The following is a 24,357-nucleotide window of genomic DNA, read 5'->3' as shown; positions in this document are numbered from 1 at the left end:
CCTTAGCCCCAAGCTGTAATTGGTGGGAAGCTACGTTCCGGCGTAATTTCGATTGCGTCTACTGGGCAGTAATGCGCACAGATGTTACAAATTTGACAATCCACTTTGAATGCGATTTCTGCATTACTACCACAGGTTAAGCAGCGTTCAGCTTCTTTTGCGGCTTCGTTCCAATCGAACGATTTGAGTGTTTCTGCGAAGCTCGTTTTACATTCTTCGATCGGTAGGCGACGACGTTCTACACGAGGTGCTTTAGCGACTTCAGCGCATGCTTGTTGGGTTAAGATACTGATATCAAATTGCTTAACTTCAGTCTCTAGACCTTGAGCTAATTCTTCACCTTTTAGGAAGCGGTCAACAGTTAGCGCCGCACGTTTACCAGCGGCTGCTGCTACTACAACTGTTGTTGGGCCAGTAACCGCATCACCAATGGCGAAAAGACTATTGGCAGCTTGCATGGTCACTTTATCAGAGAGGATTTGACCACGTTCGTTGGTTGCAAAACCCGTTGGTACGAGTTCAGCATCAGCGGTTTGACCAATCGCTAAAATAATAAAGTCAGCATCGATAGTTTCATCTAATACCGTTTCACCGTAGACAGGGTTAAAGCGGCCATCATCGCGAACACTTAAACATTCAACCATCTTAACAGCACTTACGTTACCAGCTTGTGTTTCAAAAGAGCTGACACTGCGAGATGTATTAATCACAACGCCTTCATCGATGGCATCTTCAATCTCTTCAGTCAGCGCTAGCATTGTATCTTTATGACCGGGCTCAACACGCTCAAGACAGATCACATTTACAGCGTCTGCACCTAAACGAACGGCGGTACGAGCGGCATCTAGCGAGACACTACCACCACCGATGACAGCCACTTTTTTACCTGTTAGGTCAGCAGGAGTACCCGCTTTTACATCATATAAGAAGGAAATAGCGCTTGTGATACCTTCTGCATCGTTACCTGGAACTGAAAGAGTAAATGGCTTAGATGCGCCAGTTGCAGCAATTACCGCTTTATACCCTTGAGCTTCGAGTTCTGAGGCATCACTGATAGAAACGCCGGCTTTAAACTCAATGCCCATTTGCTTGTAGGCTTCGATTTGCTTATCAAGTACTTCTTCTGGTAAACGGAAAGAAGGAATAGAAGTACGTAGCAAGCCACCGAGTTTTTGTTCACGCTCGAAAACCGTGACACTGTAGCTTTGTTGTGCAAGGTGATAAGCCGCGGCTAAGCCAGCAGGACCTGAACCAATAACGGCTACCTTGTCTCCTGAAACGGAAGCTGTTGATCCCTGCTCTAGTAGGTAGTCGCCCAAATACTGCTCTAGGCCATTGATGTTGATTGCGGAATCAACAATTGCACGCGAGCACGGAGTTTCACATGGGTGAGGACAAATACGGCCAGTAATAGACGGCATTGGATGGTATTTTGCCAGTAATTCAGCCGCTTCATCGAGCATATCTAACTCAATTAAGTTGTGGTATTCACGTTGGTTTACACCAAGCGGGCAGGCTGCGCTACAGGGCGATTGTTCTTGTTTCACTTCTGGTTGGGTATTTAGTCGCAGAATATCCATTGGGCAGCGGGCCACACAGGTACCGCATCCAATGCATAAATCAGCATTAATACTTTCAATAGGCATATCGTTTTGCTTCCTTATCAGTGTGAACCGATAAATGACACCTTTCGGTGACATTTATCGGTGCTTATTAGACTAAAAATAAATTTTTAATCACTGAGGCTTTATTATTTAGCCTCTAAATTCGAGTTAGACGGCATCGAGTGTATCGGTATGTTTTTCGTTGCCGGTTGAAATTAGAAATGCAGTGCCACTTATTACTAGCATCATTATTGCTAGCGTCCATATTCCACTTGATAGGAGTAAGGTTGATAGCGCGGCGATAATGGAACTGCCGATAGATTGAGATGCACCAATGAACGCCGATGCGATTCCTGCTTTTTCTGGGAAATAAGCCATAAAACAAGCGTTGGAGTTACCAAAGATTCCGCCAAGTGAACCACTCGCGATAATAAAACCGGTGGCCGAGAATACCCAACTTTCAGGCATCAACACTTGAGAGGTGAGCAGTATTAACAGACCGAATACTTGCAAGCCTACAAACAGAGACAAGAGTTTTTGTGGGGAATGATTATTAAGAAGAAAAGCGTTAATACGGTTCGCAACGATGCTAGCAATGGTGTTGACCAAAAGTATTCCTGCAAACATCTCTTCACTCAAACCGTAGTGCTCGATATAAATCATGGAAGAGTTTGTTAGAAAAATCATTAATGCAGAGAATGTCGCAGCCAGAATAATCGCGTATTTTCTTGCTTCGCGAGTGTTAAAAACTTCAATAAAACCTTGGATAATACTTGGTGATTTCTGGTGCGCCGGTTTATTAGTTTTAGGAATAGATACTGCCCCGATAAAGGCTGTGATAACGGCAAATAGAGACATTAGGATGAATATCCAAGTCCAACCTAGTGTTTTTAAAACCAACGTACCGAATATTGGTGCAATAGCAGGTGCAACCATCATGATTAGAGCGACTAGTGTGAATAGTTTTGCGGCTGCTTTACCGGAAGCAACGTCGCGAATAATGGCCGGAACACATACAAATGCAATACCGCCACCAAATGCTTGAAGGCATCGACCAACATAGAGGATTGTTAAATTTCCAGCCCCAGCAATAACAAAACCGCCAACGACGAACAGAGTCAAACCTAACATCATGCTAAATCGTCTTCCCGCACGGTCACACAGTGGGCCACCGAACATTTGGCCAAGTGCCATAACAAAAATGTATATGCTAACCGTAATGGCAACAGAACCTGTGACGACATTAAGTTCGCTAGCCATTTGCGGAATCGCCGCTAAATAACTATCGGTTGCTAAAGGAGACAGTGCAAAAACACTGGCAAGAAATAAAACTAAAATAAAAGGGACAGCGTTGGACTTCATAGTTATCTCATCTTTGTAAAAATATTTATTGTTGCATCCACAACAAAAATAAACATAACACCTAGTTGTTGTGCGTGCAACAAATGGGAATGCTAAAGAGAGAATTACGAATAAGAGATTGATCTTAAACAATTGTGTTGCGTATTTATTTAACAGATGTTGGCAAAAATGACTGTATTTGTATCGGGATTGTTGCGTAATCCTTTCGTTGAATTTGCGTCTAGCTTTTCATTTCGGAGAGTGAATTTAAGGCGTAACTCTCCAACCATAGTGAGGCGGAGAGTCGTTCAGGTTTTAATCATTTTTTACTCAGAATATTGGTGTTGAAAGTGCGCGCGATTCGTTTCAATGTCTATGTCCTAGACTGGTGCATAATGTTGGGTAATCACTTAAATAGTGCGGGGATTAACATTAATACCATGAATTTAGGGGTATTTTAGTGGCACGAGGTTTGCTAATCATTTATTCAATGACTCACAGTAATATCTCATAGTGAATTGATAATCCTGGAATAGTAATGACTGAAAACCTTGTCATCTAATTCCTGAAAATGCTGATTATGGTGATTTCACTAGCGTTTATTATCACGATCTAAATTAGAGGGAGCTTTTTTGGAAATGATACCAGTTTGGGATGCTCATACCTGTGTCCCGTTAAATCCCACATACGATTTAGCCTCCCTTGAGCGCCATATAAGCAATGGTGCGTATTACATTTCAATTAATATTGGCATGGATTTTAATCCCCTTAGCGAAATTATTCAGATAATCGCTGGTTTTAGAAAACGCATCAGCGAATTAGATTTTCTTGTTCAAGTAAACAGTTTTGCTGATGTTGAACGTGCCCAACGTGAAGGTAAATTAGCCATCTCTTTTGATTTAGAGGGTGGAATTCCTTTGCATGAAAGTCCAGCTATGGTGGATTTATTTGCCCATTTAGGTGTGAGACAGGTTCACTTGGCGTACAACCGTAGTAATTCTTTGGCTGGTGGATGTCATGATGAAGACTCGGGGTTAAGCGTTAAAGGACGGGCGATCGTCGATGCAATTAACGCAAACAATCTATTTATGGATGTTTCGCATACTGGTTATCGAACCTGTATGGATATTTTTGAATATTCATCTAAGCCAGTCATTATTAGTCATGGTAACCCTCGAGCGTTAAAAAACCACGGTAGGAACTACCACGATGATCAGCTACAAGCCTGTGCTGAAACGGGTGGTGTTGTCTGTATTAACGGCGTAGCGCGGTTTCTCAACTGTGAGCAGGCTAGTGCACAAAGCATGGTTGAGGCGATTGACTATGTGGTGCAACTTATTGGACCTAAACATGTTGGGTTAGGGTTGGATTATGTGTATGACGAGCATCTTGATACAGGGCCTGAAGGGTTAGATCTCGGTTACTGGTGGCCGAAAGAGCACGGATACGATAGTGCTAGCGATGGATTTTTGAATTTATTGTTTGCGCCTCCAGAACGTTTTCAGGAGATTGCCCGTCTGCTTGGACTGCGTGGGTATAAACAGTCAGATATTCATTCTATTATGGGCGGCAATATGCGTGCACTTGCAAAAGAAGTTTGGAGTAATTGAGGAGGCATAAGAAACAACACAAAGTTAATGACGATTAAGGGTCAGAAAATGACATGGACAGAATATTTTCGGAGGCACAATGAAGTTACTTGTTAATAAAGCCCAGCGTTTGCTTAGCATCGCAAGTTTAGCTCTGGCAATTTCCTCGGGGGCTGCGTTCGCTGCTACCCCAAAAGATTCTCTTATCGTAGGTTGGCAATTCGATGACATGATTTCGTTAGATACAGCGGAAGTTTTTGAATTCTCAGCGGCAGAAATTATCGGCAATAGCTACGACAGACTAATAGGGTTTGATCCTAACGATGTGTCAAAAATTCATGGTGTCGCCGCAGAAAGTTGGACGGTGAGTGAAGATGGCAAAACGTTTACGTTTAAAATGCGCAAAGGAATCAAGTTTTCATCAGGTGATGAGTTAACAGCAGAAGATGCCGCATTTTCACTTCAACGCGCCGTGATCCTAGATAAGTCTCCCGCTTTTATTTTAACCCAGTTTGGCTTTAGCGCTGAAAACGTCATGGACAAGATTAAGTTTCTTGATGATGACACACTCGTAATTGAAACCGATAAAGCGTATGCACCGACATTTGTGCTTTATTGCTTGTCTGCCACTATCGCATCGATTGTCGATAAAGACGAAGTAATGAAACACGAAGTAGACGGTGACATGGGATTTGCGTGGTTGCGAACGCACTATGCAGGTTCAGGACCGTTTAAAATCGAACAATGGAAACCGTCAGAAATTGTTGTATTAAGTTCCAATAGTGACTATTGGAATGGTGTGCCGCAGATGAAAAACGTGTTTATTCGTCATATCGGTGAGTCTTCTGTACAGCAGCTACTATTGGAAAAAGGGGATATCGACATTGCTCGTAATTTAGAAACTGAGCAGTTGAAGAGCGTTGAAGGTAACGAAGAGATCAAGTTACTTAAAAAAGGTAAAGGCGCACTTTATTATCTTTCAATGAATTTAAAAGATCCTATTTTAGCGAAACCAGAAGTACAGGAAGCCTTGAAATATCTGATCGATTATAAAGGATTAGCAGATACAGTTTGGGCTGGTCGTGGACAAGTTCAGCAAGCATTTCTACCTAAAGGGTTCCTTGGTGCGTTAGAAGAGCAACCGTTTTCTCTAGACATAGAAAAGGCGAAAGCACTGCTCGCAAAAGCAGGTTATCCTGATGGTTTCGATATTGAAATGATTGTGCGTAATGCTCCTATTCGTATTGACACGGCTAAATCGATGCAAACTACTTTTGCGAAGGCAGGGATCAACGTCAAGCTTGTTCCGATGGACGGTAAGCAAGTGTTAACCGTATATCGAGCTCGTAAACATCAACTGTTTTTTGGCGCTTGGGGACCGGATTATCAAGACCCACATACCAATGCAGATACGTTTGCTAAGAACGTAGACAACAGCGATGATGCGAAATCGAAACCTGTTGCATGGCGTAATGCTTATGCACCAGTAGATATGACTAAAAAGACATTAGCTGCAGTTACTGAACCAGATGCTGAAAAACGTGCAAATATGTATATTGAACTTCAGAAGCAACACCAAAAAGAAGCTCCGTTTGCATTTATTATGCAGGAGCAAGAAGTATCAGGAATACGTGCAAACGTGGATGGCTTTGTGTTAGGTCCTTCATTTGATAACAACTCATACAAAGATGTTGTGAAGAAATAATGGAAAAATCAGTATCAAAAGGCGGCATTATGTCCGTCTTTTTTTCTTCAACTTATACCAAAAAAGTTAAGCCATTCATGCATTTTTTTGCCATGTTAGCGTTAACTTTTTTGGGGTTACTGTTACTCACATTTGTCATTGGCCGGCTGATGCCCACCGACCCTGTGATTGCGGTGATAGGTGATAAAGCGCCGGAAGCTTTGTATCAGAAAACGTATCTCGAAATGGGTTTAGATAAGCCGATAGCGGTTCAATTTATTTATTACCTAGGTGGTGTTGTTAGTGGTGATTTAGGGACGTCTGTCCGTACTGCGAATCTTGTGTCAGATGACATTCTAACCTATTTCCCGGCGACCTTAGAGCTTGCGACATTGGCGACGTTTTTTGGAATTATATTTGGTATCCCTGCTGGCGTATCGGCTGCAGTTAATCAAAATAAGTGGATCGATAATCTCGTGAGAGTACTAGGGCTTATTGGCCATAGTGCACCGATATTTTGGTTAGCCATGTTAGGAATCGTGGTTTTTTACCAGCATTTAGACTGGGTTGCCGCTCCGGAAGGTCGATTGAGCGTGATGTATGAATATACTCTACCAAAAGTGACAAATATGGTGTTGGTAGACACGATACTCGCCGGAAGTTGGGATGCATTTAAAGATGCATTTTCCCATATCATTCTACCCGCATCGCTGCTTTCTTATTACAGCGTTGCGTATTTAAGCCGCATGACTCGTTCTTTTATGCTCGACCAACTTAAGCAAGAATACGTTACCACTGCACGTGTTAAAGGTGTGTCGGAGAGAGTGATTATATGGCGACATGCTCTTGGGAATGCATGGGTACCACTTATTACCGTCATTGCACTGACTTATGCCACATTGCTCGAGGGCTCGGTACTCACGGAAATTGTATTCTCATGGCCTGGTTTAGGACGTTATATTACCGACAGCCTGTTGGCCGCCGACATGAATGCGGTATTGGGCGGCACCATAGTGGTGGGTTTAGTGTTTATCTTATTGAACTTAACCTCTGATTTACTTTATAAAGTTCTTGATCCAAGAGCTAGATAACTACCAAAAAGGCTTGTTGATATGACCAAGTTAAAGGGTTGGCTACTAGCTGAAAACCCAGTTTCTAGAAATCAAGCTGTGTTAGGACGCAGTTATCTAGGGTGGTTGCGTTTTTTTCATAATCCACTCGCAATGATAGGTTTTACCATAGTTGTCGCCTTGTTGTTGCTCGCACTATTCTCTCCTTATATTGCCCCGGAAGGCGTAACCAGTGGCTTAACAGGCGATGCGCTAAAACAGCAACGTTTTCTTCCACCGTCATCAGAACATTGGTTTGGGACTGATGGCCAAGCCAATGATGTTTTTAGTCGCATCATTCTAGGTAGTCGAATTACGCTCTTAATCGTTGGTATCGTTATTTTCACCGCGCCCTTATTAGGCTTTGTGATTGGAACGGTCGCTGGGTATTTTGGCGGTTGGGTTGACACGTTGTTAATGCGTATCACAGACGTATTCTTAGCATTCCCTAAGTTGGTTCTAGCACTTGCTTTAGCGGCAGCGATGGGGCGAGGGTTAGAATCTGCAATTTTTGCAATAGCGATTACATCGTGGCCTGCTTATGCGCGTCTAGCACGGGCGGAAACACTAACAGTACGTAAAATGGATTATATTGCCGCAGCGAAACTACAAGGGGCAGGACATTGGCGATTGATATCAAAGCACATAATGCCATTGTGCATGTCGTCGTTGATTGTTCGAGTAACGCTGGATATGGCGGGAATTATCTTAACGGCAGCCGGTTTGGGATTTTTAGGATTAGGTGCGCAGCCTCCAACGCCGGAATGGGGCGCAATGATCGCCGAAGGTCGAGATTATATTCTTAGCTATTGGTGGCTTGCGACTTTTCCAGGTATGGCAATTTTTATCGTTGCACTCGGCTTTAACTTACTTGGCGATGGACTTAGGGATGTACTTGATCCAAAGTCTGGAGGACAGCATTAATGACTTCAGCATCCAATTTTTCAGGCGATCTACTTGAAATTAAAAATCTTAGTGTCGAGTTTCCTTCAGTTCATGGGCCGGTAAAGGCGGTTCGTGATGTGTCTTTTAGTATGGGGCGTGAAAAAGTTGCCATAGTGGGTGAATCTGGTTCAGGGAAGTCTCAAACTGGGCGTGCGATACTCGGACTGAGCCCCGGTATTGTAACATCAGATACATTGCGTTTTGATGGTATTGACTTGCAAAGCTTATCGTTGAAATCCTATCGGGAAATACGAGGTAAACGTATTTCTATGGTGATGCAAGATCCTAAATATTCACTTAATCCCGTTATGACGATTGGCAAGCAAATGATTGAGGCGTGTCAAGTTCAGATGAAGCTATCGAAAAGGGAATCGAAAAAACGCTGTATCGAGATGTTGGAGTCGGTTCGTATTCGAAATCCCGAGCGAGTATTTAAAGCGTATCCACACGAGATTTCCGGCGGCATGGGGCAGAGAATTATGATTGCCATGATGTTGCTTTCGAGTCCAGATCTACTGATCGCCGATGAACCGACTTCCGCATTAGATGTCACCGTACAACTTCAAGTCTTAGCAATCATGGATGATCTCGTCCAAGAACGTGGTATGGGACTCATTTTGATTTCACATGATTTACCTTTGGTGGCGAGTTTTTGTGACCGAATTTTGGTGATGTATGCTGGGAGAATCGTTGAAGAACTGGATGCAAAACAGCTTGATAATGCAAAGCATCCTTATACCCGTGGTTTACTTTCTTGCCTCCCAAGTAACGCAATCAAAGGCGAGCCTCTCTCGACACTAGTGCGACAAGAGAGTTGGTTAGATAGCACATTGGATAGAAAAGGAAATCTAGTATGACGTCGTCGATTGAGCAGTCGAAATATGCAATCGAGCTTAATGACTTATCAATTCATTTTGGCCAAGGTGATGACCAAGTTAAAGCAGTAGACAAAGTGAGTTTTGCAGTATTAGACCAACAGTCATTCGGACTGGTTGGTGAGTCTGGCTCAGGAAAATCGACAATCTTGCGTGGACTAGCAGGGCTGAACCAATGTTGTGGCGGTGAAATGATAATTGGTCAACAGCGATTAGACCACAAACGGACTAAAGCGTTTTATAAACAGGTGCAAATGGTATTTCAAGACCCCTTTGCTTCTCTTCACCCTAGACATACGATTGATAAGATACTGTCTGAACCCGTGGCTATTCATGGGTTAAAGAATTCAGAAAAACGAATCACTCAAGTAATGGATCAAGTGGCGTTACCGCGTCGATTTCGATTTCGCTATCCTCACCAATTATCAGGTGGTCAACGCCAGCGCGTAGCCATTGCGAGAGCGCTGATCTTGGAACCGAAAATTCTATTGTTAGATGAACCAACCTCAGCACTTGATGTTTCTATTCAAGCTGAAATATTGAACTTGCTTAACCAACTACGAGAAGAGTTATCGTTGACTTACTTATTGGTTAGTCATGACTTAGGTGTTGTCTCGTATATGTGTGAAAAAGTTGCGGTGATGCAACACGGTAAATTGGTCGAAATACTTGATGTTGACAAGCATGGTGAAACCCACGCGAAGAATCCTTATACCATTCAATTGAATTTGGCCTCTAAAGGATACGACCGAGCCGTTATTGATCAATTTATTGATCATAGTTGAAGTACAGCTAGTTGTTTTCTTCACTCCATTTAGCGATCGCCGCAATATGGCTAGGGCCGATGCCACAACATCCGCCGAGAATTGTCGCCTCAGCTTTGTGCCATTGTTTGACGAATTCGAGATACTCTAATGGTGATAAGTCGCGTGTTGTTTGAATGGTTTCATTCGCTTGATGTTGTGTTGATATTGGAGTGAAATTGTTGGCAAACGCCCCTGTTGAAATCGTTTTGTTGTGTTTGCTCAATACCGTATTTGTCACCTCCAATGCTTGGGTGATTACTTCAGGGATGGAGCAATTAAATAAAATTCCATCAATATTGCTCTCAATAATGGCTTCTATCGCGTCGGTGACCGATTCACCAGATCGCAGCATTGCAGGTTGCGCCGTGTCATCACTGAGAGAAAAGGCGTAGTAACAAGGGAGTGATGTTTCTTCTAAAGCGTGTGCAATAGCACGAGCTTCTTCTATGCTCGAAACCGTCTCCGCAAGCCACAGATCAACATATTGGTGTTGTGATTCAACCAGTGTATTTAGAATGTCAAAAGCACGTTCTGGTTCAAATAGATCGGGGCGGTATGACCCGAAAGGAGGTGGAAGAGAGCCTGCAACGAGGACATTTCGCGTCGCGTTTTCTGCTTCCTGTTTTGCGATACTTGCCGCGAGCTGAGTCAGTTGAGCTCCTTTTTCAGAATACAGAGTTTCACCTAGATGAAAGGGGACGCATGCATAGCTATTGACGGTGATAATATCGGCACCCGCTTCAATAAATCTGCGGTGAGCAAGAGCAACGAATTCGGGCGCTTCTATTAGTGCTTGTGCACTCCAAAGTGGGTTCGAAAAGGGGGCGCCAATATTTCGGAGCTCACGTCCCATGCCACCATCTAAAATCGTTATCTTTTTCATCTGCTGCGTTCTTTGTGTATACCAAATTAAGTGGTGCTAAACCTAATCTATCAAGCCGAATAAATGAGTTGTGATCCGAATGAATAGAGTCAAGTGCGGCGAAGTGTGCGATGTCGAATTGTTATAGCTTAGTCGATTGACGACGATCGCGAGAGAATAATAAAGTGTTCGTACTTGAAATGAAACATACGATTTGTGAGAAAGGTAACAACAGTATCGTCTCTTAATCTAAGTGGGTGACTAAGAGACGGTAATATCAAGTTAATTGAGGCTACAGGCCTAGCTCAGATTTTAATTGACTCACCCATTTGGTTACGCGTGCGTCAGTTTGATCAGCTTGGTTGTCTTGGTCGATAACTAAACCAACAAACTCATCACCATCAAGCGCGGTAGACTCTTCGAATGTGTAACCTTCACTTGGCCAGCTACCAACGATCTCAGCATCAGTGTCAGCAAATAGATCGAATAACTCACCTAAGCCATCAACGAACTCTTCTGGGTAAGTTACTTGGTCGCCTAAACCAAAGAGCGCCACTTTTTTGCCAGATAAGTCTTGTCCTTCAATTTCAGGGATAAATTCTTCCCAGTTTTCAGACTCACACTGTGTCGATAACCCTGGAAGTTCTCCTTCACCAAGAGTTGGAGTACCAACGATTAAGGCATCATACTGCATTAAATCAGCCAGTTTACAGGTGTTGATATTGACAGGCTCGGCAACGTCGCTGCTGGCGAATTTCTCGTGAATCAGTTGGGCTACGGCTTGTGTCTTTCCGGTTTCACTACCAAAGAAAATGCCTATTTTGCTCATAATTGTCTCCGTTAAATGGTTGTATAACCGCTACGTTAAAGTTGTTCTATGTAGGGTTTGATTTTAATGTTTTGATTTATTGTGTATTCATTCAAATAAGAGTTAAGGTAAGCCTTGATGCTTAACTCTCATCGTCGTTATTTTTGCAGCGAATAGGGACGTAGATTTCGACTCTGTCACCTTCTTTTACCATGGTGTCAGCGGGTAAAACCTTACCAAATATGCCAAATTTACAGCTGTCTAAATCCAAATCTGAGTAGAGTCCCATTAAAGGTGAAGCGTTTATCGCTTCACGCAAACTGATGGGTTCTGGAAGATCCATTTGAATCCAGTGCCCTTTATCACCTTGAGCATGCGCGACTGAAAACTTCATGCCTTCTCCTCCAACGTCGTATCATTTGTCATCGATGCGGGAATTTTTTGTTTGCGTTGCATACCACGATCGAGAAGGCGTTTTCCGACCAAAAGTAACCCTAGGAAGATAAATCCACCGCTAGGAAGCAGAGCTGGTAAGAAACCGCGGTAGTCGGGAATCAACGTAAGCTCGATGATGCTAAAACTGTCACCAAGAAGCAGCGCAGCATGAGAAAATAGGGTGCCTGAGCCGATGATCTCACGGAATCCACCTAAGAGAACTAAGGCGATGGTAAAACCAAGACCAATACCGGCACCATCAATCAAAGATGCAAATGGTTTATTTTTAGAAGCAAAGGCTTCAGCTCGTCCTAAGATGGCGCAGTTAGTTAGTATAAGTGGGATAAAGAGTCCGAGTACTTTGTGTAGATCGTGGAGCCATGCGTTCATTCCTAAGTCAACTACGGTCACTAGACACGCGATAACTAGGGTAAAAACGGGAATTCGAATCTGTGGCGTAACCCAATGTCGAATCAGTGAAATACTAATATTAGATGCAATAAGTACAACGGTTGTAACTAAACCCATTCCCAACCCATTGGTTGCTGAACTGGTGACGGCGACGAGTGGACACAGAGCCAATAGTTGACTGAAAACAACGTTATTGCGCCATAATCCATCGATAAACTGGCTTCGCAGAGACAACTTAGTCATCAAGACTCTCCTCAGAATGCGTTTGACCAATTAGGTCCGATTTATTGTTTTGGATAACTTCTAATGATTGCTTGATGCCTGCCACGACGGCTCTTGGTGTTATCGTTGCGCCTGTAAAACTATCAAATTGTCCCCCATCTTTGCTTACTCCCCATTGATCTGGAGTAGGGTTTGTTAAAGAGAGACCATTAAATTGAAGAATCCAATCACTTTTGCTGGTTTCGATATTGTCACCAAGACCCGGTGTTTCATTGTGTCCGATAACCCGTACACCCGTGATAGTGCCGTCAGGCTTGGCCGCGACTAACAGATTAATCGCACCCGCATACCCTTGAGGTGCGACTTGCATCACGAGAGCACTAACTTCACCGTTGAGTCGGGCACGGTAGTATGTGATGGGGGCGTCATCAACAAGCACACTTTCTTGCTCTAAGCTGGGGTCATTGTCGTAGAGTGAAATAGGTAACACTTCTGCGAACATTGCTTGACGATCTTCTTGAGCACGAAGTTCAACAGTGGGGCCAATAAAAACATCACAAAGCATCACAATAAACGCAACAACAGTAGCAAAAGCCGCTAAGCGAAGAGCTTGCTCTTTAGGCGGTCTGATCGTTGAGCTAGGAGTAAGATCGGTTTTTACCTCGATTGTTTCTGGAGTCTCGCTCATACATCCTCCGCTTGAGGCTTTTTCTGATTCATTTTCTTGTGACCATAAATAGTTGGTCGGGTAAATTGCTCAATGAGTGGATTACACATATTGCATAACAGTACTGCAAACGCTACGCCTTCTGGGTAGTTTGCAAAGCTACGAATGATCCAAACCAAGAAGCCAAACAAAAGACCGTATACCCAACGTCCTCGCGAGGTAGAAGGGCCCGTAACGGGATCGGTTATGATGAAAAATGCGCCGAATAGTAAACCACCACTCACAAGGTGTTCGATCGGTGGAAACGACGACGAATCAATACCCCAAGCAATACCCGCAGGAACTAAGCAGCCTAAGAGACTTGCAACGGGAAGTTGCCAATGAATGACTTTTGTGTAGATAAGATACAAGCCACCTAAAATTAATAGTATTGCGGATGTTTCACCCATACTGCCGGCGACTATACCAAGCCCGCTATCGACAAATCCTGTGGTCGATATACCGTGACTCGCTAATGCCGTTGCACCTGTAAAACTGTCTGCCGCGCTGGTATACCAAGTCGCTTCGCTAAGTTGACTAAAGGGAATTGGCCATTGAGTCATTTCTAAAGGAAAAGCAATCAGTAGCAGCACGCGTGCTAGCATTGCTGGGCTAAACAGATTTTGGCCCAAACCACCGTAACTGTGTTTACCCAGTGCAATAGCGATCGCGCTGCCCATAATACCTATCCAAATAGGAGCATGGGGAGGCAGGCTCATTGCCAGAATTAACCCTGTGAGTAACGCAGATCCATCTTGCCATTCACCCTTAGTTTGAGGATTGATTCTGTGACAGATAATTTCTGTTATTACTGCAGTAAAAACACAAGCCGCAGTCAGCATCACCGCCGGCAAGCCAAACTGCCAGAAACCAAATATAGCCGCTGGTACTAAGGCATAAACAACTTTATACATCAGATCTCGGATGTGAACGCCCTGATGAATGTGGGGAGACTGTAGCATTACTTTTGATCCTCTACGGTTGTTTCAACCTTAGTACTACGGGGTTTTCTCGCAGCGCGTTTACTCGCTTTGGCGGCTTTTGCTGCTGCCTTCGCCGCTTTTGCCGCCGCTTTGGCTTTGGCTTCTTCTTCTACTCGGATACGACGAGCTTCACTGGCTTTACGCGTAGAATCGGCTTTCTGTTCTTGTTTGGTTTGTAGCGCTATCTGCTGTTTACCCCACCCAAATGTTGCGGTAAGTGGAAGAGAAGCGGGGCATGAAAATGAGCAGGCACCACACAATAAACAATCCATTACACCTGCGTCTTTCGCGGCATCGATTTTATCGTTCTGAAGGATTGGGAATAGGTTTAATGGTTGAAGTTGCATTGGACACGCGTCGGCACATTGACCACAGCGAATACACGATTTTGGTTGATCGTCAGCAATTTCGTTTTTATTCAGCAGTAATAGACCGCTGCTGCCTTTGGTGATAGGAGCTTGTTTATCAGTCACTTCTCGCCCCATCATTGGGCCACCAAGGATCATGCGTTGAGGTTCAGTTGTGACACCACCACATTGGTCGATGAGGTGCGAAATTGGCGTTCCTACTGGCGTCCAAATATTGGCTGGTCGAGTGATAGAGCCACCACTGACGGTAATGGCGCGGTGAGTTAAAGGTTGCCCTTCATACAAAGCATTATAAACCGCTTCACAAGTCCCCACATTTTGAATAATGATGCCTAATTCAGAAGTGAGTTTGCCCGAAGGAACTTGCTGGCCAGTTAATGCTCTGATCATCTGCTTTTCAGAGCCCATTGGGTATAACACAGGAAGAGGTTTCACCGTAATAGAGCCATCGTTTTCACACAACGCTCGCATACGTTTGATTGCTTCAGGTTTGTTCTCTTCAATTCCGATGATTGCTTTCTTAGCTTTGCACGCTCGTAACAGGATTTGAATACCTTTTAAGATATTCTCGGCACGCTCACGCATTAATCGATCGTCACACGTTAGGTAGGGTTCGCACTCACCGCCGTTAATGATTAGAGTATGAATATCATTGGTTAAGCTTAGCTTCAATTTATCCGCGGTTGGGAACATCGCGCCACCCATACCGACCAAGCCGGCATTGTGAATCGCTTCGATTAATGTTTGCTGTGGTTGTTCTTCAAGCGAAAATCCTAGGTTTTCGTTGTAAGCGGTTTGCTGACTCGCTGGAATCAGCTCTATATAAGGTTGAGAACCAGTGGTAACGATAGATTCGATCACGCCATCTAAAGGCGCATGTATCGGTGCGCTAAAACGCCCATTTGCGTGGGCAATTAAGTCGTTCGCTTTAACGTGTTGGCCAATGCTCACGTCTGGAGTGGCAGGTTGCCCTAAGTGTTGTTTGAGCAAAAGAGTCAATTTGGGTGGCAAGGTTTTAAGAGACTCTATTGGCGATTCTTTGCTAAGAAACTTGGTGTCTTTTGGGTGTACGCCACCCTGAATGCGTTTGTTTAGGCTAAACATGGTGCACCCCTATTTGACTCGTTGAAGATGATAGTACTGTCGGTTTTTGGGGCACGGATGCAAAAATAGGATCCGGTTTAAGCATAATGCCATTGTGTGGGCAGACTGGAACACATTGTCCGCAACCGGTACAAGCATCAGATACAACGCCATGAAGTTGAAAATTCGCGCCAACTATGGCGTCGAATGGGCAGGTCTTAAAGCAGCGACCACAACCATCGCATGTGTCGGGGTCGATTGCGGCAACCATAGGAATAGCGAGGCCATCTTGATCCAGTGGAATATCAAGCTTTTCAGCGATTTGGCTGGCAACAAGGTTACCGCCTGGTGGGCAAAAGCTAGGTGGAATTTCACCTGCAATAACCGCTTTTGCCGCTTCTCCGCATCCTGGGTATCCACATTGTCCACATTGTGCATTCGGTAACATTGCCGTGATGGTTTCAACTAATGGATCAGACTCAATGCGCCAGTGCTGTGCTGCGACACCTAATAAATAACCAATTGCACCTGCTAGGATAGGAAAAGCCAGTGTATAAATAATCATAAGTTTAAGCTCCTTATCCTGCGATGCCAGCAAAACCAGCGAACGCCATTGCCATGACACCCGCAGTTATAAAGGCGATAGGTGAGCCAGCGAAGAGTGATGGAACACTATTGAGCTCTAAACGAGTTCGAAGACCGGCAAATAAAGTGATGACTAAAGTGAAACCCACAGCGCTAGAGAAGCCATAAAGTAAACTTTCAAGAAACGTTAACTGCTCTTGAATGACCAAGATTGCGACACCTAATACAGCACAGTTTGTCGTAATCAAGGGCAGGAAAATACCTAAAATTCTATGTAGGGAAGGGCTCTGTTTCGCAATATATAGCTCGGTAAGCTGCACCATTGATGCGATGACCATGATAAGCCCAAGAAGACGAAGGTAATCAAGTCCAAGCGGCTGTAGAAGCCAATGTTCGAGCATCCATGATGCGCCTGACGCCATCGTAAGCACAAAAGTTGTCGCAAGCCCCATCTCAAACGCAGATTGAACTTTATTGGAAACTCCCATGAATGGGCACAAACCCAAAAATCGAGAGAGTACGACATTATTTACTAAAACATTGGCAACGATGAGTAGCCCTAATTCCTGCATTCTAGCGGTCCTATAAAATAGTATTGATTAAGACTGGCCAACACAGAGTTGGGCCAGTCGAAATAACGGGTTAAATAATGCAATAAATGCTTAACCCCACCCGAGAATTGCTGAACGTACGGGACCGGCAGTTACGGTTAATGCACCTTCTGGACAATCGGTACAAAAACCACAATACATACAGTCTTCTACGTAAGTAATAACGGCAAGTTCTTTCTTTTTATCTAAACGAATGACATCCATCGGACAACTTTCAACACATTTGCCACAGCCAGTGCAAAGGTCCTTATCGATTTTTGAAATAGGCATAAAGTTTCCTTTATAAAATTTAAATTCTCTGTTGGGTAAACCAAGGCGTTGTTACTTCCATTAACGCCTGATTTATCCCTTTAATAAAATCAGTTAAGCAAATAAACGATTCGCTCTAACTGTGTTAGTGAGTTGGAAACTCCATTGGATATTTCTCTTCGTAAGACTTATCTTGTTTAGGCTTCCACGAGTCTGGTATTGGTTTCTTAGACGCGACCATTTGTCCGTCGACATCTTCCAGTACAACATGGGCTAGCCAAGAATCGTCGCGATCAGGGTAGTCTTCACGGTAGTGGTTACCACGGCTTTCCGTTCTCATTAGCGAAGAACGTAGTTTGAGCTCAGCGTTAAAAACCATGTTTTTCGTTTCATGAACAATACGTAGCTCATGTGGATCGTTAGCGACCATTTTTGGCACAATGTGGTCTCTAATGAACTCAACACTATCGAGGGCATTTTGCAGTCGTTTGCCATGCTTGATGTACATAACATAGTACGGAGTGATGTAGCTTCTTAGCGTTTCAGTTACCCAGCGTGGGCTGAAACCGCCTTTGCGTACGAGTGGAGTCAGCATTTTAGTGACAAGCCCATCGACTTGTTGCTCATCAAGCTCTACGTCGTTGGAATCCAGTGCAAAAATAGCAGCTGCGTTTCCAGCGCGAGCTCCGGTTGCACTAGCATGAGAAGTTGCACAACCAAAACCAGAATAGGTTGCGCCGACAAAATGCGAACCTAAGCTATCACCAGCAGCGTACAATCCAGGAACACCAACACTGCAGTCAGTGTCTACTGGAACAAGTCCATTCGTTGCGTGCCCATGTGACGATCCTGCCGATCCTGTTCCTGCGATAGGAACCTGAGCACCATTGCCCATTACAGCGTGGATAGGGCCTCTACCTTGGTGGATTTCGTAGTGAGCATCAATCCAACCGTGCCAAGATACGCCACGGTGAGGCACTTCATCGCCCTCTGCATTAAAGTAAGGATTCAAAAATGGAATAAATTTGGTTGCACCAGGAGCCGCTGCAGTAGCGCCACTGCTGAAGTGTTCATATAATGATTCAAATTTAGGTGCGTCTTCAGAATCAGGGAGAGGGCTAACTTCCATACTGTTTGGAGTCATCGAGCAGACCCACTCACAGCCGGTAATTTTTGCACCAACATTATAACCAAGCGCCATACCATCAGCAGTCAATCCATGAGTTGGGTAGCCTGGTGGTCTAAAACCACCGCCGCCCGCTGCAACGACAACCGATTTAGCTTTGATGATGATAGGTGTGTCGCCATCAACCGGAAGGCCGACCGCACCGACAATGACGCCGTCTTGTTTGATCAGGTCGCAGATGATTGTTCTTTCCATCAATTTGATGCGGCTTTTCTTCACTTTCTTGCGCATGGCTTTCATCCAGCCTGGTAGCCAATGCACAACTTCGCTTACTAATGGTGGGAACTTGTCTTTATCAGGTAGGTCAACATGATTATTAGGGTGAGCAAAGCGGACAACCTCGCCATCTTTTTCTTCGAACTTGACACCGTAAGATTTCAAATCAAGGAATCGCTCATAAGAATCACGACATACGATTTCATTCCACTCACGGTTGTTCATATACTCACCTAGTGCTGAGTACTGATCTAACCAAGCTTCCAAGTCGTGGCCCCAATCTTCATTGAACACCATAGTGTCACCGGCATAAGGCGTTCCGCCAGTTTTACCGATACGACCTTTATCGACAAGAATGACTTTTGCTCCTTGTTCCCGAGCCTTAATACCTGCAAAGCAGCCAGCAAGTCCCCCGCCAATGACGAGTACATCTGTTTCTACAACATGTTCAGCATTCACTAATGCTTCCTCCAGTTAATTGTTTGGGAACGTTATATAAGGGATAACGCTCTTTGCTCACGATTGTTAAAATTTTATTAAGTAACTTGTTAAGTTTTGGGAAACGTATTATTTAGCTACTCTTACTATATAAGTTACATATTGCATCTATTGTGCCAGACTAATTATTATTTAAAATCAATAAGTTATATGGTTATTTTTCAATAATGTAGCATATCTTCTAAATGTTATTTGCATATATGCTAATGAGGAGTTAATTAGCATATATGCAAATAAAGAGGACCGTATAATTATTTGGTTAATTACGCATTAAAGTTAATAAAAGGTTAATGATAAGTTGAATATAAAATTAAATATTCAATTACTAATAATTATATTTTTATGTATTTGTTCGTTAAAAAATATATGAGGTATCTGAATGCAATATTCGGATACCTCATTATTTAAGTTAAATTATTATAAGCCTTAGCCTAGGTTTAAATTAAGTTGTTGGGTTTAAGCAGAGGTCTCGATTGTCTTGTGGTTTAATAAGTAATATCAATAAAGCTGACGCAATCGACATACCGATGAATATCATATATGTGAGGTCGTATGAACCGTAGTGGTCAAATAGAACGCCCATCGCGACAAAGCCGAAACTTCTGAAAATACTTACACCAACACGAACGTAACGCGTCACATGAGCAAATTCTTTTCGTCCATAAATTGATATGATCATCGAAGCATCAAGGTTTGGTAATCCACCGATGAGTGACGCGACACAAACAATGGCGAGAATCATCACAAACATGTTGTCTGCAGAACCAAAAAGGAAGGATAAGCCTGCTAAACCAAAAGTTAGTGATAGGAAGAAACATGCAGTTGTCGTTGAGAATTTATCATCCAACCAACCCCAAGCATAACTAAGAACCATACCCAAAAGTGAAGCAAACGTTAACGCAAGTAAAGCGGTAGGCATTGTTAGACCGACATCCAAAAGACGTGGTATTAGTTGGCTCATGACACCAGTGATCATTAAGTTCAATAAACCAAATGAAACAACGTACAACCAAGTCTTTTTGTTGGTAAACATTTTTATCAGTGGCCAATCGGTTTTAGTACTTTCCATTTCGATTTTTAGCGCTTGAATCTGTTCTTCAGTTAAGTCAGCACCGTCTGGAGCAAGCCCAACATCTTCTGGCTTATCAACGATAACTAGGAAGCCTATGATGGCAAGTATAATGACTGCGATACCAACACCGGTATAGGCAAATGCAAAACCTTGTGCACCCATTACGTTACCAACAGCAAGGTTAAACGTTGCGCCACCAAAAGGTGCGCCTATTGTCGCTATGCCTAAAGCTCTACCTCGTTTTTCAACAAACCAGTTTGAAAGAAGGACAGGAGGGAGGGCGAATAAACTTGCTGCAAAGATTTGAACAATTGCAATATATAGAGAGAATTCGCTAAATACCCCAGCTTCACCAGATTGCGCCATAAATATTGTTACGATACCGAGCAAGAGCAAGGAGGTTGACAATACTTTACGCACACCACCTTTGAGAACTAATGTCCCCAATAACCAGATCGAAAAGATAGAAATTATCGCGCCTATTGATACAGCGGAAGTTATCTGTCCTCTAGACCAACCATTCATCTGTTCTAATGCAGGGAGAATAGTGTTTAGAGCATCATTTGTAAGAGATACTGAGAAATAAAAAGTTAAAAATGAAAAGACAACGTTAATTATGCTGTAATATTTAAAGCTTTTTCTTTTGTTCATATTAAATATATTCCTGTTAATTATTAAAGTAGGGTATTTGTAATCACGAATCATTCTTATTTATTTAAATTGCAATAATTTTAATTAATAAATATATGTGACCTATATCTATTTATTGAAAAACTCTATATGTGACGAAGGTCTATTTATTGGAAAATAATAATTATTGATATTTTATCTATTTATTTATTGTTATTTATATAGCATATTTCGCGCCAGATAATATTATGTGTAAAAACAGCGAGTTAAAAATATATAAATTAGATTTTGTATATATGCTAATTGATATTTGAATATTTACTAAAACTAACTCCAATAATTGCATATATGCTAATTTATTGCTTTTTGCGAGTTCATTTGAGATAACTAGATGAAATTAAGCCTTAGAAGAATTAAATATGATGAACAGAGATGATTTCTTTAGGCAGGCTACATTGGCTATGTGCAGTAGCCTTGATAGTAATGTAGCGCTTTACCGGTGTTTTAAGTTTCTGAAAAAACATATTCCTTTGGATTTAATCCAAATGAACAGTCACGATTCAGAGACGGGAAGTATGAATTACTTTGCTGAAGCTGATAATCGCGGTGGAAGACCGTTAGAGCGGTCAATTAATGTATCGAACAGTATTATCGAGCAGATGAACCATGGCTACCAAGATGTTATTTACACCAATACACCGGGTGAAGGTGATATAGAGAACATAAAAAGACGCGCGATTGATCTTTGGGATTCATCAATTTTAACCCTTATATTGAGATCGGAAGGCCAATTACTCGGCGCTATCGATTTTATCGCAAAAGGCGCGAATAGGTTTAGTGACGAACACGTTGAACTTATCAGAATGCTAAAAGACCCGTTCATTATTTCTATGTCCAACTGTTTAATCTACATCGAACTGTCAAAGCTCAAAGACAGTCTTGTGGATGATAATCGTTACTTTAGTAATGAACTTATGCTACAGGCTGGCAGAGAAATAGTTGGTGAGCGAGCGGGCCTAAGTCATGTGATGGAACAGGTTGCTCAGGTTGCGTCTCTTAATACAACGGTGCTTATTTTAGGTGAAACGGGTGTCGGTAAGGAGCTGATCGCGAATGCAATTCACAGCAGCTCGCAGCGAAGAGATGGCCCTTTTATTAAAATTAACTGTGGTGCTATTCCTGAATCATTAGTTGATAGTGAACTTTTTGGCCATGAGAAAGGCGCGTTTACCGGAGCGGCTACGTTAAAACGTGGGCGTTTTGAAAGAGCAAATGGTGGGACTATCTTTCTTGATGAAATGGGTGAACTGCCTTTAGAAGCACAGGTTAGGTTGCTTCGAGTCATTCAAAATCGAGAGATAGAGCGTGTTGGTGGAACGAGTACCATTCCAGTGGATATTCGTATTATTTGTGCAACACACCAAAATATCGAGGCTCTAATTAAAGAAGGTAAGTTTCGTGAGGATCTCAGTTTCAGGATTAATACATTCCCTATCGTTGTTCCGAGTTTAAGGGAGAGAAAGAATGATATCCCCGAACTTGTGAACTATTTCTTGAATCGAAAATCCCAAGAACTCGGTATAAAGTCATACTCTACGTTAACGAAAGCAGCACTCGATCGTCTTGTTTCATATAACTGGCCAGGTAATGTTCGTGAGTTGGGAAATGTGATTGAGCGAGAGCTAATCCAAAATAAAACGGGAACGCTGCAGTTCAAAGAGATCAATGCGTCTAGACGCACTATCGAACCCATGAAAAATGTGGCTAGCTTTGAACAATATGCCTCACTAGATGATGTAATGACTCAACACATCAAAGATACGCTTAATAAGACGAAAGGTAAGATTCATGGTCCAAACGGCGCGGCGGAACTACTTGATATTAACCCTCATACGTTAACTAAACGTATGGAAAAGTTGGGTATCCTTTACGGGCGGAAGTTCAAAAAATGCAGCGACTCTGAAAGTTCTAATCAATCTAGAGTGTAACGACTGTAAGATATGAATTAAAAAGAGAGCACTAGGTATGAGACATGACCTGGTGCTCTCTTTTTTATTGAGACAGCTATTCACACGGTGGGGCTAAGTGAATGACGGCTAATCCGCCTTGCGATGTTTCACGGTATTTCTTATTCATATCTTTTCCAGTCTGATACATAGTCGCGATGATATTATCCAATGAAATAATGTGTTTACTGGTTCTTTTTAGAGCCATGCGAGACGCATTGATGGCTTTAATTGCTCCCATAGCATTCCGTTCGATGCATGGAACTTGCACTAAGCCACCAATTGGATCGCAGGTCATTCCAAGAGAATGTTCCATTGCGATTTCGGCGGCGACACAAATCTGTTCGTTACTGCCACTCAGCAGTGCCGTTAATCCCGCAGCCGCCATCGATGATGACACGCCTATCTCCCCCTGACAGCCGACTTCTGCTCCAGAAATAGACGCATTCATTTTATAAAGCATTCCAATTGCACCAGAAGCGGCAATAAAATCTTTTAATTGTTTGGTATCAAGAGGGCGGATAAATTGGTTGTAATACATTAAAACAGCGGGAATAACCCCTGACGCACCATTTGTCGGTGAGGTGACGACCTGACCACCACTCGCGTTTTGCTCACTCGCAGCAAAAGCATAGCCATTAATCCAGTCCATAATTTCCATTGGGTCTTTGGTTAATGCTTGATTCGATTCTAATTTTTTGAACAATGCGGGAGCTCTACGGGTGACGTTGAGGCCGCCCTCTAAAATGCCTTCAGTGCTCAATCCGTCATTAACGCACGTGCGCATTACTTGCCAAATATAGTCTACCTTTTGATCGATTTCTGAGTTATTCCGAAATGCCAATTCGTTACGTAAAACCAAACTACTAAGACAGTATCCATTATCATCGGCCTGTTGTAATAACTCTGATGCAGAGTGAAATGGAAATTCAACATCAATATTATGTTGAGGATCGCCATGTTTTAGCTCTTGCTCAGTTGCAACAAACCCACCTCCAATTGAATAGTAGGTTTCTTTGTCTACGAGTTCACCAGCAGAGTTAAACGCCGAGAAAGACATGGCGTTCTCATGCAATGGCAAATAATGACTATGAAATAAAATGTCTGCCGTAACATCAAAGGTAATGTTATGTCGGCCTATAAGAGGGAGAATGTTAGCGCTGACACTCTTCTCCATCACTTGATGGGCAGTAGCTATGTCGATAGTGTCTGGTCGATTTCCTAACAACCCAAGAACGACCGCTTTGTCTGTGTGGTGTCCTTTTCCCGTTAGAGACAGCGAACCGTAAAGTTCTATCTGAATCCTACTTATTTTCTTGAGCACCGGGAGAAGTTTATTCCCAAATTGGTACCCCGCGATCATAGGTCCATTGGTATGAGAGCTGGAAGGGCCAACTCCGACTTTATAGATATCAAATATGGATAACATAATTTTATCCTTACCACCTTTGTACAAGGGAGTGAAAACTGAGA

At 43.0% G+C, this 24,357-nt stretch carries 22 protein-coding genes; 7 read left to right on the top strand and 15 right to left on the bottom strand.

Going from position 1 to position 24,357, the window contains the following annotated elements; genetic code table 11:
- Window positions 1-2 precede the first annotated feature (2 nt).
- Both ACWU4D_RS17570 and ACWU4D_RS17565 read right to left on the bottom strand, forming a co-directional pair.
- Entirely contained in the window at window positions 3-1,700 is a 1,698-nt protein-coding gene (locus tag ACWU4D_RS17570; RefSeq protein WP_456052751.1) for an FAD-dependent oxidoreductase, read from the bottom strand.
- 72 nt (window positions 1,701-1,772) lie between these two features.
- Window positions 1,773-2,966 carry a multidrug effflux MFS transporter gene (locus ACWU4D_RS17565; protein WP_456052750.1) on the bottom strand — a complete coding sequence of 398 codons (1,194 nt, stop codon included), beginning with the start codon at window positions 2,964-2,966 and terminating at the stop codon, window positions 1,773-1,775.
- 617 nt (window positions 2,967-3,583) lie between these two features.
- Between ACWU4D_RS17565 and ACWU4D_RS17560 the strand changes: the two genes are divergently transcribed.
- From ACWU4D_RS17560 to ACWU4D_RS17535, 6 genes are all read left to right on the top strand, one after another.
- Entirely contained in the window at window positions 3,584-4,555 is a 972-nt protein-coding gene (locus ACWU4D_RS17560; protein WP_456052776.1) for a dipeptidase, read from the top strand.
- Window positions 4,556-4,634: 79 nt separating this feature from the next.
- Window positions 4,635-6,239 (top strand): ABC transporter substrate-binding protein, encoded by a 1,605-nt coding sequence (locus tag ACWU4D_RS17555; RefSeq protein WP_456052749.1) that lies wholly within the window; start codon window positions 4,635-4,637, stop codon window positions 6,237-6,239.
- Window positions 6,239-7,309: an ABC transporter permease gene (locus ACWU4D_RS17550; protein ID WP_456052748.1), complete on the top strand. Its 1,071-nt coding sequence runs from the start codon at window positions 6,239-6,241 to the stop codon at window positions 7,307-7,309. Before ACWU4D_RS17555 ends, ACWU4D_RS17550 begins: the two co-directional genes overlap by 1 nt.
- A 21-nt stretch (window positions 7,310-7,330) precedes the next feature.
- Window positions 7,331-8,251, top strand: a complete 921-nt coding sequence (locus tag ACWU4D_RS17545) for an ABC transporter permease (protein WP_456052747.1) — start codon at window positions 7,331-7,333, stop codon at window positions 8,249-8,251.
- Window positions 8,251-9,129 (top strand): ABC transporter ATP-binding protein, encoded by an 879-nt coding sequence (locus ACWU4D_RS17540; protein ID WP_456052746.1) that lies wholly within the window; start codon window positions 8,251-8,253, stop codon window positions 9,127-9,129. Before ACWU4D_RS17545 ends, ACWU4D_RS17540 begins: the two co-directional genes overlap by 1 nt.
- Window positions 9,126-9,932, top strand: coding sequence for an ABC transporter ATP-binding protein (locus ACWU4D_RS17535; protein ID WP_456052745.1), 807 nt, complete (start codon window positions 9,126-9,128; stop codon window positions 9,930-9,932). The genes ACWU4D_RS17540 and ACWU4D_RS17535 overlap by 4 nt, the downstream gene beginning before the upstream one ends.
- A gap of 7 nt (window positions 9,933-9,939) precedes the next feature.
- Here ACWU4D_RS17535 and ACWU4D_RS17530 read toward each other — a convergent pair whose 3' ends face one another.
- From ACWU4D_RS17530 to ACWU4D_RS17475, 12 genes are all read right to left on the bottom strand, one after another.
- Entirely contained in the window at window positions 9,940-10,836 is an 897-nt protein-coding gene (locus ACWU4D_RS17530) for a homocysteine S-methyltransferase family protein (RefSeq protein ID WP_456052744.1), read from the bottom strand.
- Between the two features lie 271 nt (window positions 10,837-11,107).
- Window positions 11,108-11,644 carry a flavodoxin gene (locus tag ACWU4D_RS17525; RefSeq protein WP_456052743.1) on the bottom strand — a complete coding sequence of 179 codons (537 nt, stop codon included), beginning with the start codon at window positions 11,642-11,644 and terminating at the stop codon, window positions 11,108-11,110.
- Between the two features lie 121 nt (window positions 11,645-11,765).
- Complete coding sequence (locus tag ACWU4D_RS17520) at window positions 11,766-12,017, bottom strand: RnfH family protein (RefSeq protein WP_456052742.1); 252 nt, start codon at window positions 12,015-12,017, stop codon at window positions 11,766-11,768.
- Window positions 12,014-12,712, bottom strand: coding sequence for an electron transport complex subunit E (locus ACWU4D_RS17515; protein ID WP_456052741.1), 699 nt, complete (start codon window positions 12,710-12,712; stop codon window positions 12,014-12,016). The genes ACWU4D_RS17520 and ACWU4D_RS17515 overlap by 4 nt, the downstream gene beginning before the upstream one ends.
- Complete coding sequence (gene rsxG, locus ACWU4D_RS17510; RefSeq protein WP_456052740.1) at window positions 12,705-13,379, bottom strand: electron transport complex subunit RsxG; 675 nt, start codon at window positions 13,377-13,379, stop codon at window positions 12,705-12,707. Before rsxG ends, ACWU4D_RS17515 begins: the two co-directional genes overlap by 8 nt.
- Window positions 13,376-14,359, bottom strand: a complete 984-nt coding sequence (locus tag ACWU4D_RS17505) for an RnfABCDGE type electron transport complex subunit D (protein ID WP_456052739.1) — start codon at window positions 14,357-14,359, stop codon at window positions 13,376-13,378. Before ACWU4D_RS17505 ends, rsxG begins: the two co-directional genes overlap by 4 nt.
- Window positions 14,359-15,852, bottom strand: a complete 1,494-nt coding sequence (gene rsxC, locus ACWU4D_RS17500; protein ID WP_456052738.1) for an electron transport complex subunit RsxC — start codon at window positions 15,850-15,852, stop codon at window positions 14,359-14,361. The genes ACWU4D_RS17505 and rsxC overlap by 1 nt, the downstream gene beginning before the upstream one ends.
- Complete coding sequence (locus ACWU4D_RS17495) at window positions 15,845-16,396, bottom strand: RnfABCDGE type electron transport complex subunit B (protein WP_456052737.1); 552 nt, start codon at window positions 16,394-16,396, stop codon at window positions 15,845-15,847. Before ACWU4D_RS17495 ends, rsxC begins: the two co-directional genes overlap by 8 nt.
- Window positions 16,397-16,409: 13 nt before the next feature.
- On the bottom strand, window positions 16,410-16,988 hold the full coding sequence (rsxA, locus tag ACWU4D_RS17490) for an electron transport complex subunit RsxA (protein ID WP_456052736.1): 579 nt from the start codon (window positions 16,986-16,988) through the stop codon (window positions 16,410-16,412).
- 90 nt (window positions 16,989-17,078) lie between these two features.
- On the bottom strand, window positions 17,079-17,297 hold the full coding sequence (locus ACWU4D_RS17485; protein ID WP_456052735.1) for a 4Fe-4S dicluster domain-containing protein: 219 nt from the start codon (window positions 17,295-17,297) through the stop codon (window positions 17,079-17,081).
- A gap of 124 nt (window positions 17,298-17,421) precedes the next feature.
- Window positions 17,422-19,137 (bottom strand): FAD-binding protein, encoded by a 1,716-nt coding sequence (locus tag ACWU4D_RS17480; RefSeq protein WP_456052734.1) that lies wholly within the window; start codon window positions 19,135-19,137, stop codon window positions 17,422-17,424.
- Between the two features lie 481 nt (window positions 19,138-19,618).
- A complete protein-coding gene (locus ACWU4D_RS17475; protein ID WP_456052733.1) occupies window positions 19,619-20,899 on the bottom strand; it encodes an MFS transporter in 1,281 nt (426 codons plus the stop codon).
- Window positions 20,900-21,423: 524 nt separating this feature from the next.
- On the opposite strand from ACWU4D_RS17475, the gene ACWU4D_RS17470 reads away from it, so the two are divergent.
- Complete coding sequence (locus tag ACWU4D_RS17470) at window positions 21,424-22,866, top strand: sigma-54 interaction domain-containing protein (RefSeq protein WP_456052732.1); 1,443 nt, start codon at window positions 21,424-21,426, stop codon at window positions 22,864-22,866.
- Between the two features lie 76 nt (window positions 22,867-22,942).
- Here the strand turns inward: ACWU4D_RS17470 and ACWU4D_RS17465 are convergent, their stop codons facing one another.
- Window positions 22,943-24,313, bottom strand: coding sequence for an L-serine ammonia-lyase (locus ACWU4D_RS17465; protein ID WP_456052731.1), 1,371 nt, complete (start codon window positions 24,311-24,313; stop codon window positions 22,943-22,945).
- Between the last annotated feature and the right edge of the window lie 44 nt (window positions 24,314-24,357).

The organism is Vibrio phycocola (assembly GCF_053850235.1).
The sequence above is the reverse complement of the archived record's forward strand: the minus strand, read 5'-3'. Positions and strand labels throughout refer to the sequence as shown.

Excerpts from the sequence above, each read along its gene's own strand:
- ACWU4D_RS17555 (WP_456052749.1), top strand. The coding sequence starts at position 4,635 with ATGAAGTTACTTGTTAATAAAGCCCAGCGTTTGCTTAGCATCGCAAGT.
- ACWU4D_RS17465 (WP_456052731.1), bottom strand. The coding sequence starts at position 24,313 with ATGTTATCCATATTTGATATCTATAAAGTCGGAGTTGGCCCTTCCAGC.
- ACWU4D_RS17515 (WP_456052741.1), bottom strand. The coding sequence starts at position 12,712 with ATGACTAAGTTGTCTCTGCGAAGCCAGTTTATCGATGGATTATGGCGC.
- ACWU4D_RS17535 (WP_456052745.1), top strand. The coding sequence starts at position 9,126 with ATGACGTCGTCGATTGAGCAGTCGAAATATGCAATCGAGCTTAATGAC.
- rsxG (WP_456052740.1), bottom strand. The coding sequence starts at position 13,379 with ATGAGCGAGACTCCAGAAACAATCGAGGTAAAAACCGATCTTACTCCT.
- ACWU4D_RS17530 (WP_456052744.1), bottom strand. The coding sequence starts at position 10,836 with ATGAAAAAGATAACGATTTTAGATGGTGGCATGGGACGTGAGCTCCGA.
- ACWU4D_RS17540 (WP_456052746.1), top strand. The coding sequence starts at position 8,251 with ATGACTTCAGCATCCAATTTTTCAGGCGATCTACTTGAAATTAAAAAT.
- rsxA (WP_456052736.1), bottom strand. The coding sequence starts at position 16,988 with ATGCAGGAATTAGGGCTACTCATCGTTGCCAATGTTTTAGTAAATAAT.
- ACWU4D_RS17550 (WP_456052748.1), top strand. The coding sequence starts at position 6,239 with ATGGAAAAATCAGTATCAAAAGGCGGCATTATGTCCGTCTTTTTTTCT.
- ACWU4D_RS17520 (WP_456052742.1), bottom strand. The coding sequence starts at position 12,017 with ATGAAGTTTTCAGTCGCGCATGCTCAAGGTGATAAAGGGCACTGGATT.
- rsxC (WP_456052738.1), bottom strand. The coding sequence starts at position 15,852 with ATGTTTAGCCTAAACAAACGCATTCAGGGTGGCGTACACCCAAAAGAC.
- ACWU4D_RS17470 (WP_456052732.1), top strand. The coding sequence starts at position 21,424 with ATGAACAGTCACGATTCAGAGACGGGAAGTATGAATTACTTTGCTGAA.
- ACWU4D_RS17560 (WP_456052776.1), top strand. The coding sequence starts at position 3,584 with ATGATACCAGTTTGGGATGCTCATACCTGTGTCCCGTTAAATCCCACA.
- ACWU4D_RS17545 (WP_456052747.1), top strand. The coding sequence starts at position 7,331 with ATGACCAAGTTAAAGGGTTGGCTACTAGCTGAAAACCCAGTTTCTAGA.
- ACWU4D_RS17485 (WP_456052735.1), bottom strand. The coding sequence starts at position 17,297 with ATGCCTATTTCAAAAATCGATAAGGACCTTTGCACTGGCTGTGGCAAA.
- ACWU4D_RS17495 (WP_456052737.1), bottom strand. The coding sequence starts at position 16,396 with ATGATTATTTATACACTGGCTTTTCCTATCCTAGCAGGTGCAATTGGT.
- ACWU4D_RS17475 (WP_456052733.1), bottom strand. The coding sequence starts at position 20,899 with ATGAACAAAAGAAAAAGCTTTAAATATTACAGCATAATTAACGTTGTC.
- ACWU4D_RS17525 (WP_456052743.1), bottom strand. The coding sequence starts at position 11,644 with ATGAGCAAAATAGGCATTTTCTTTGGTAGTGAAACCGGAAAGACACAA.
- ACWU4D_RS17565 (WP_456052750.1), bottom strand. The coding sequence starts at position 2,966 with ATGAAGTCCAACGCTGTCCCTTTTATTTTAGTTTTATTTCTTGCCAGT.
- ACWU4D_RS17505 (WP_456052739.1), bottom strand. The coding sequence starts at position 14,359 with ATGCTACAGTCTCCCCACATTCATCAGGGCGTTCACATCCGAGATCTG.
- ACWU4D_RS17570 (WP_456052751.1), bottom strand. The coding sequence starts at position 1,700 with ATGTCACCGAAAGGTGTCATTTATCGGTTCACACTGATAAGGAAGCAA.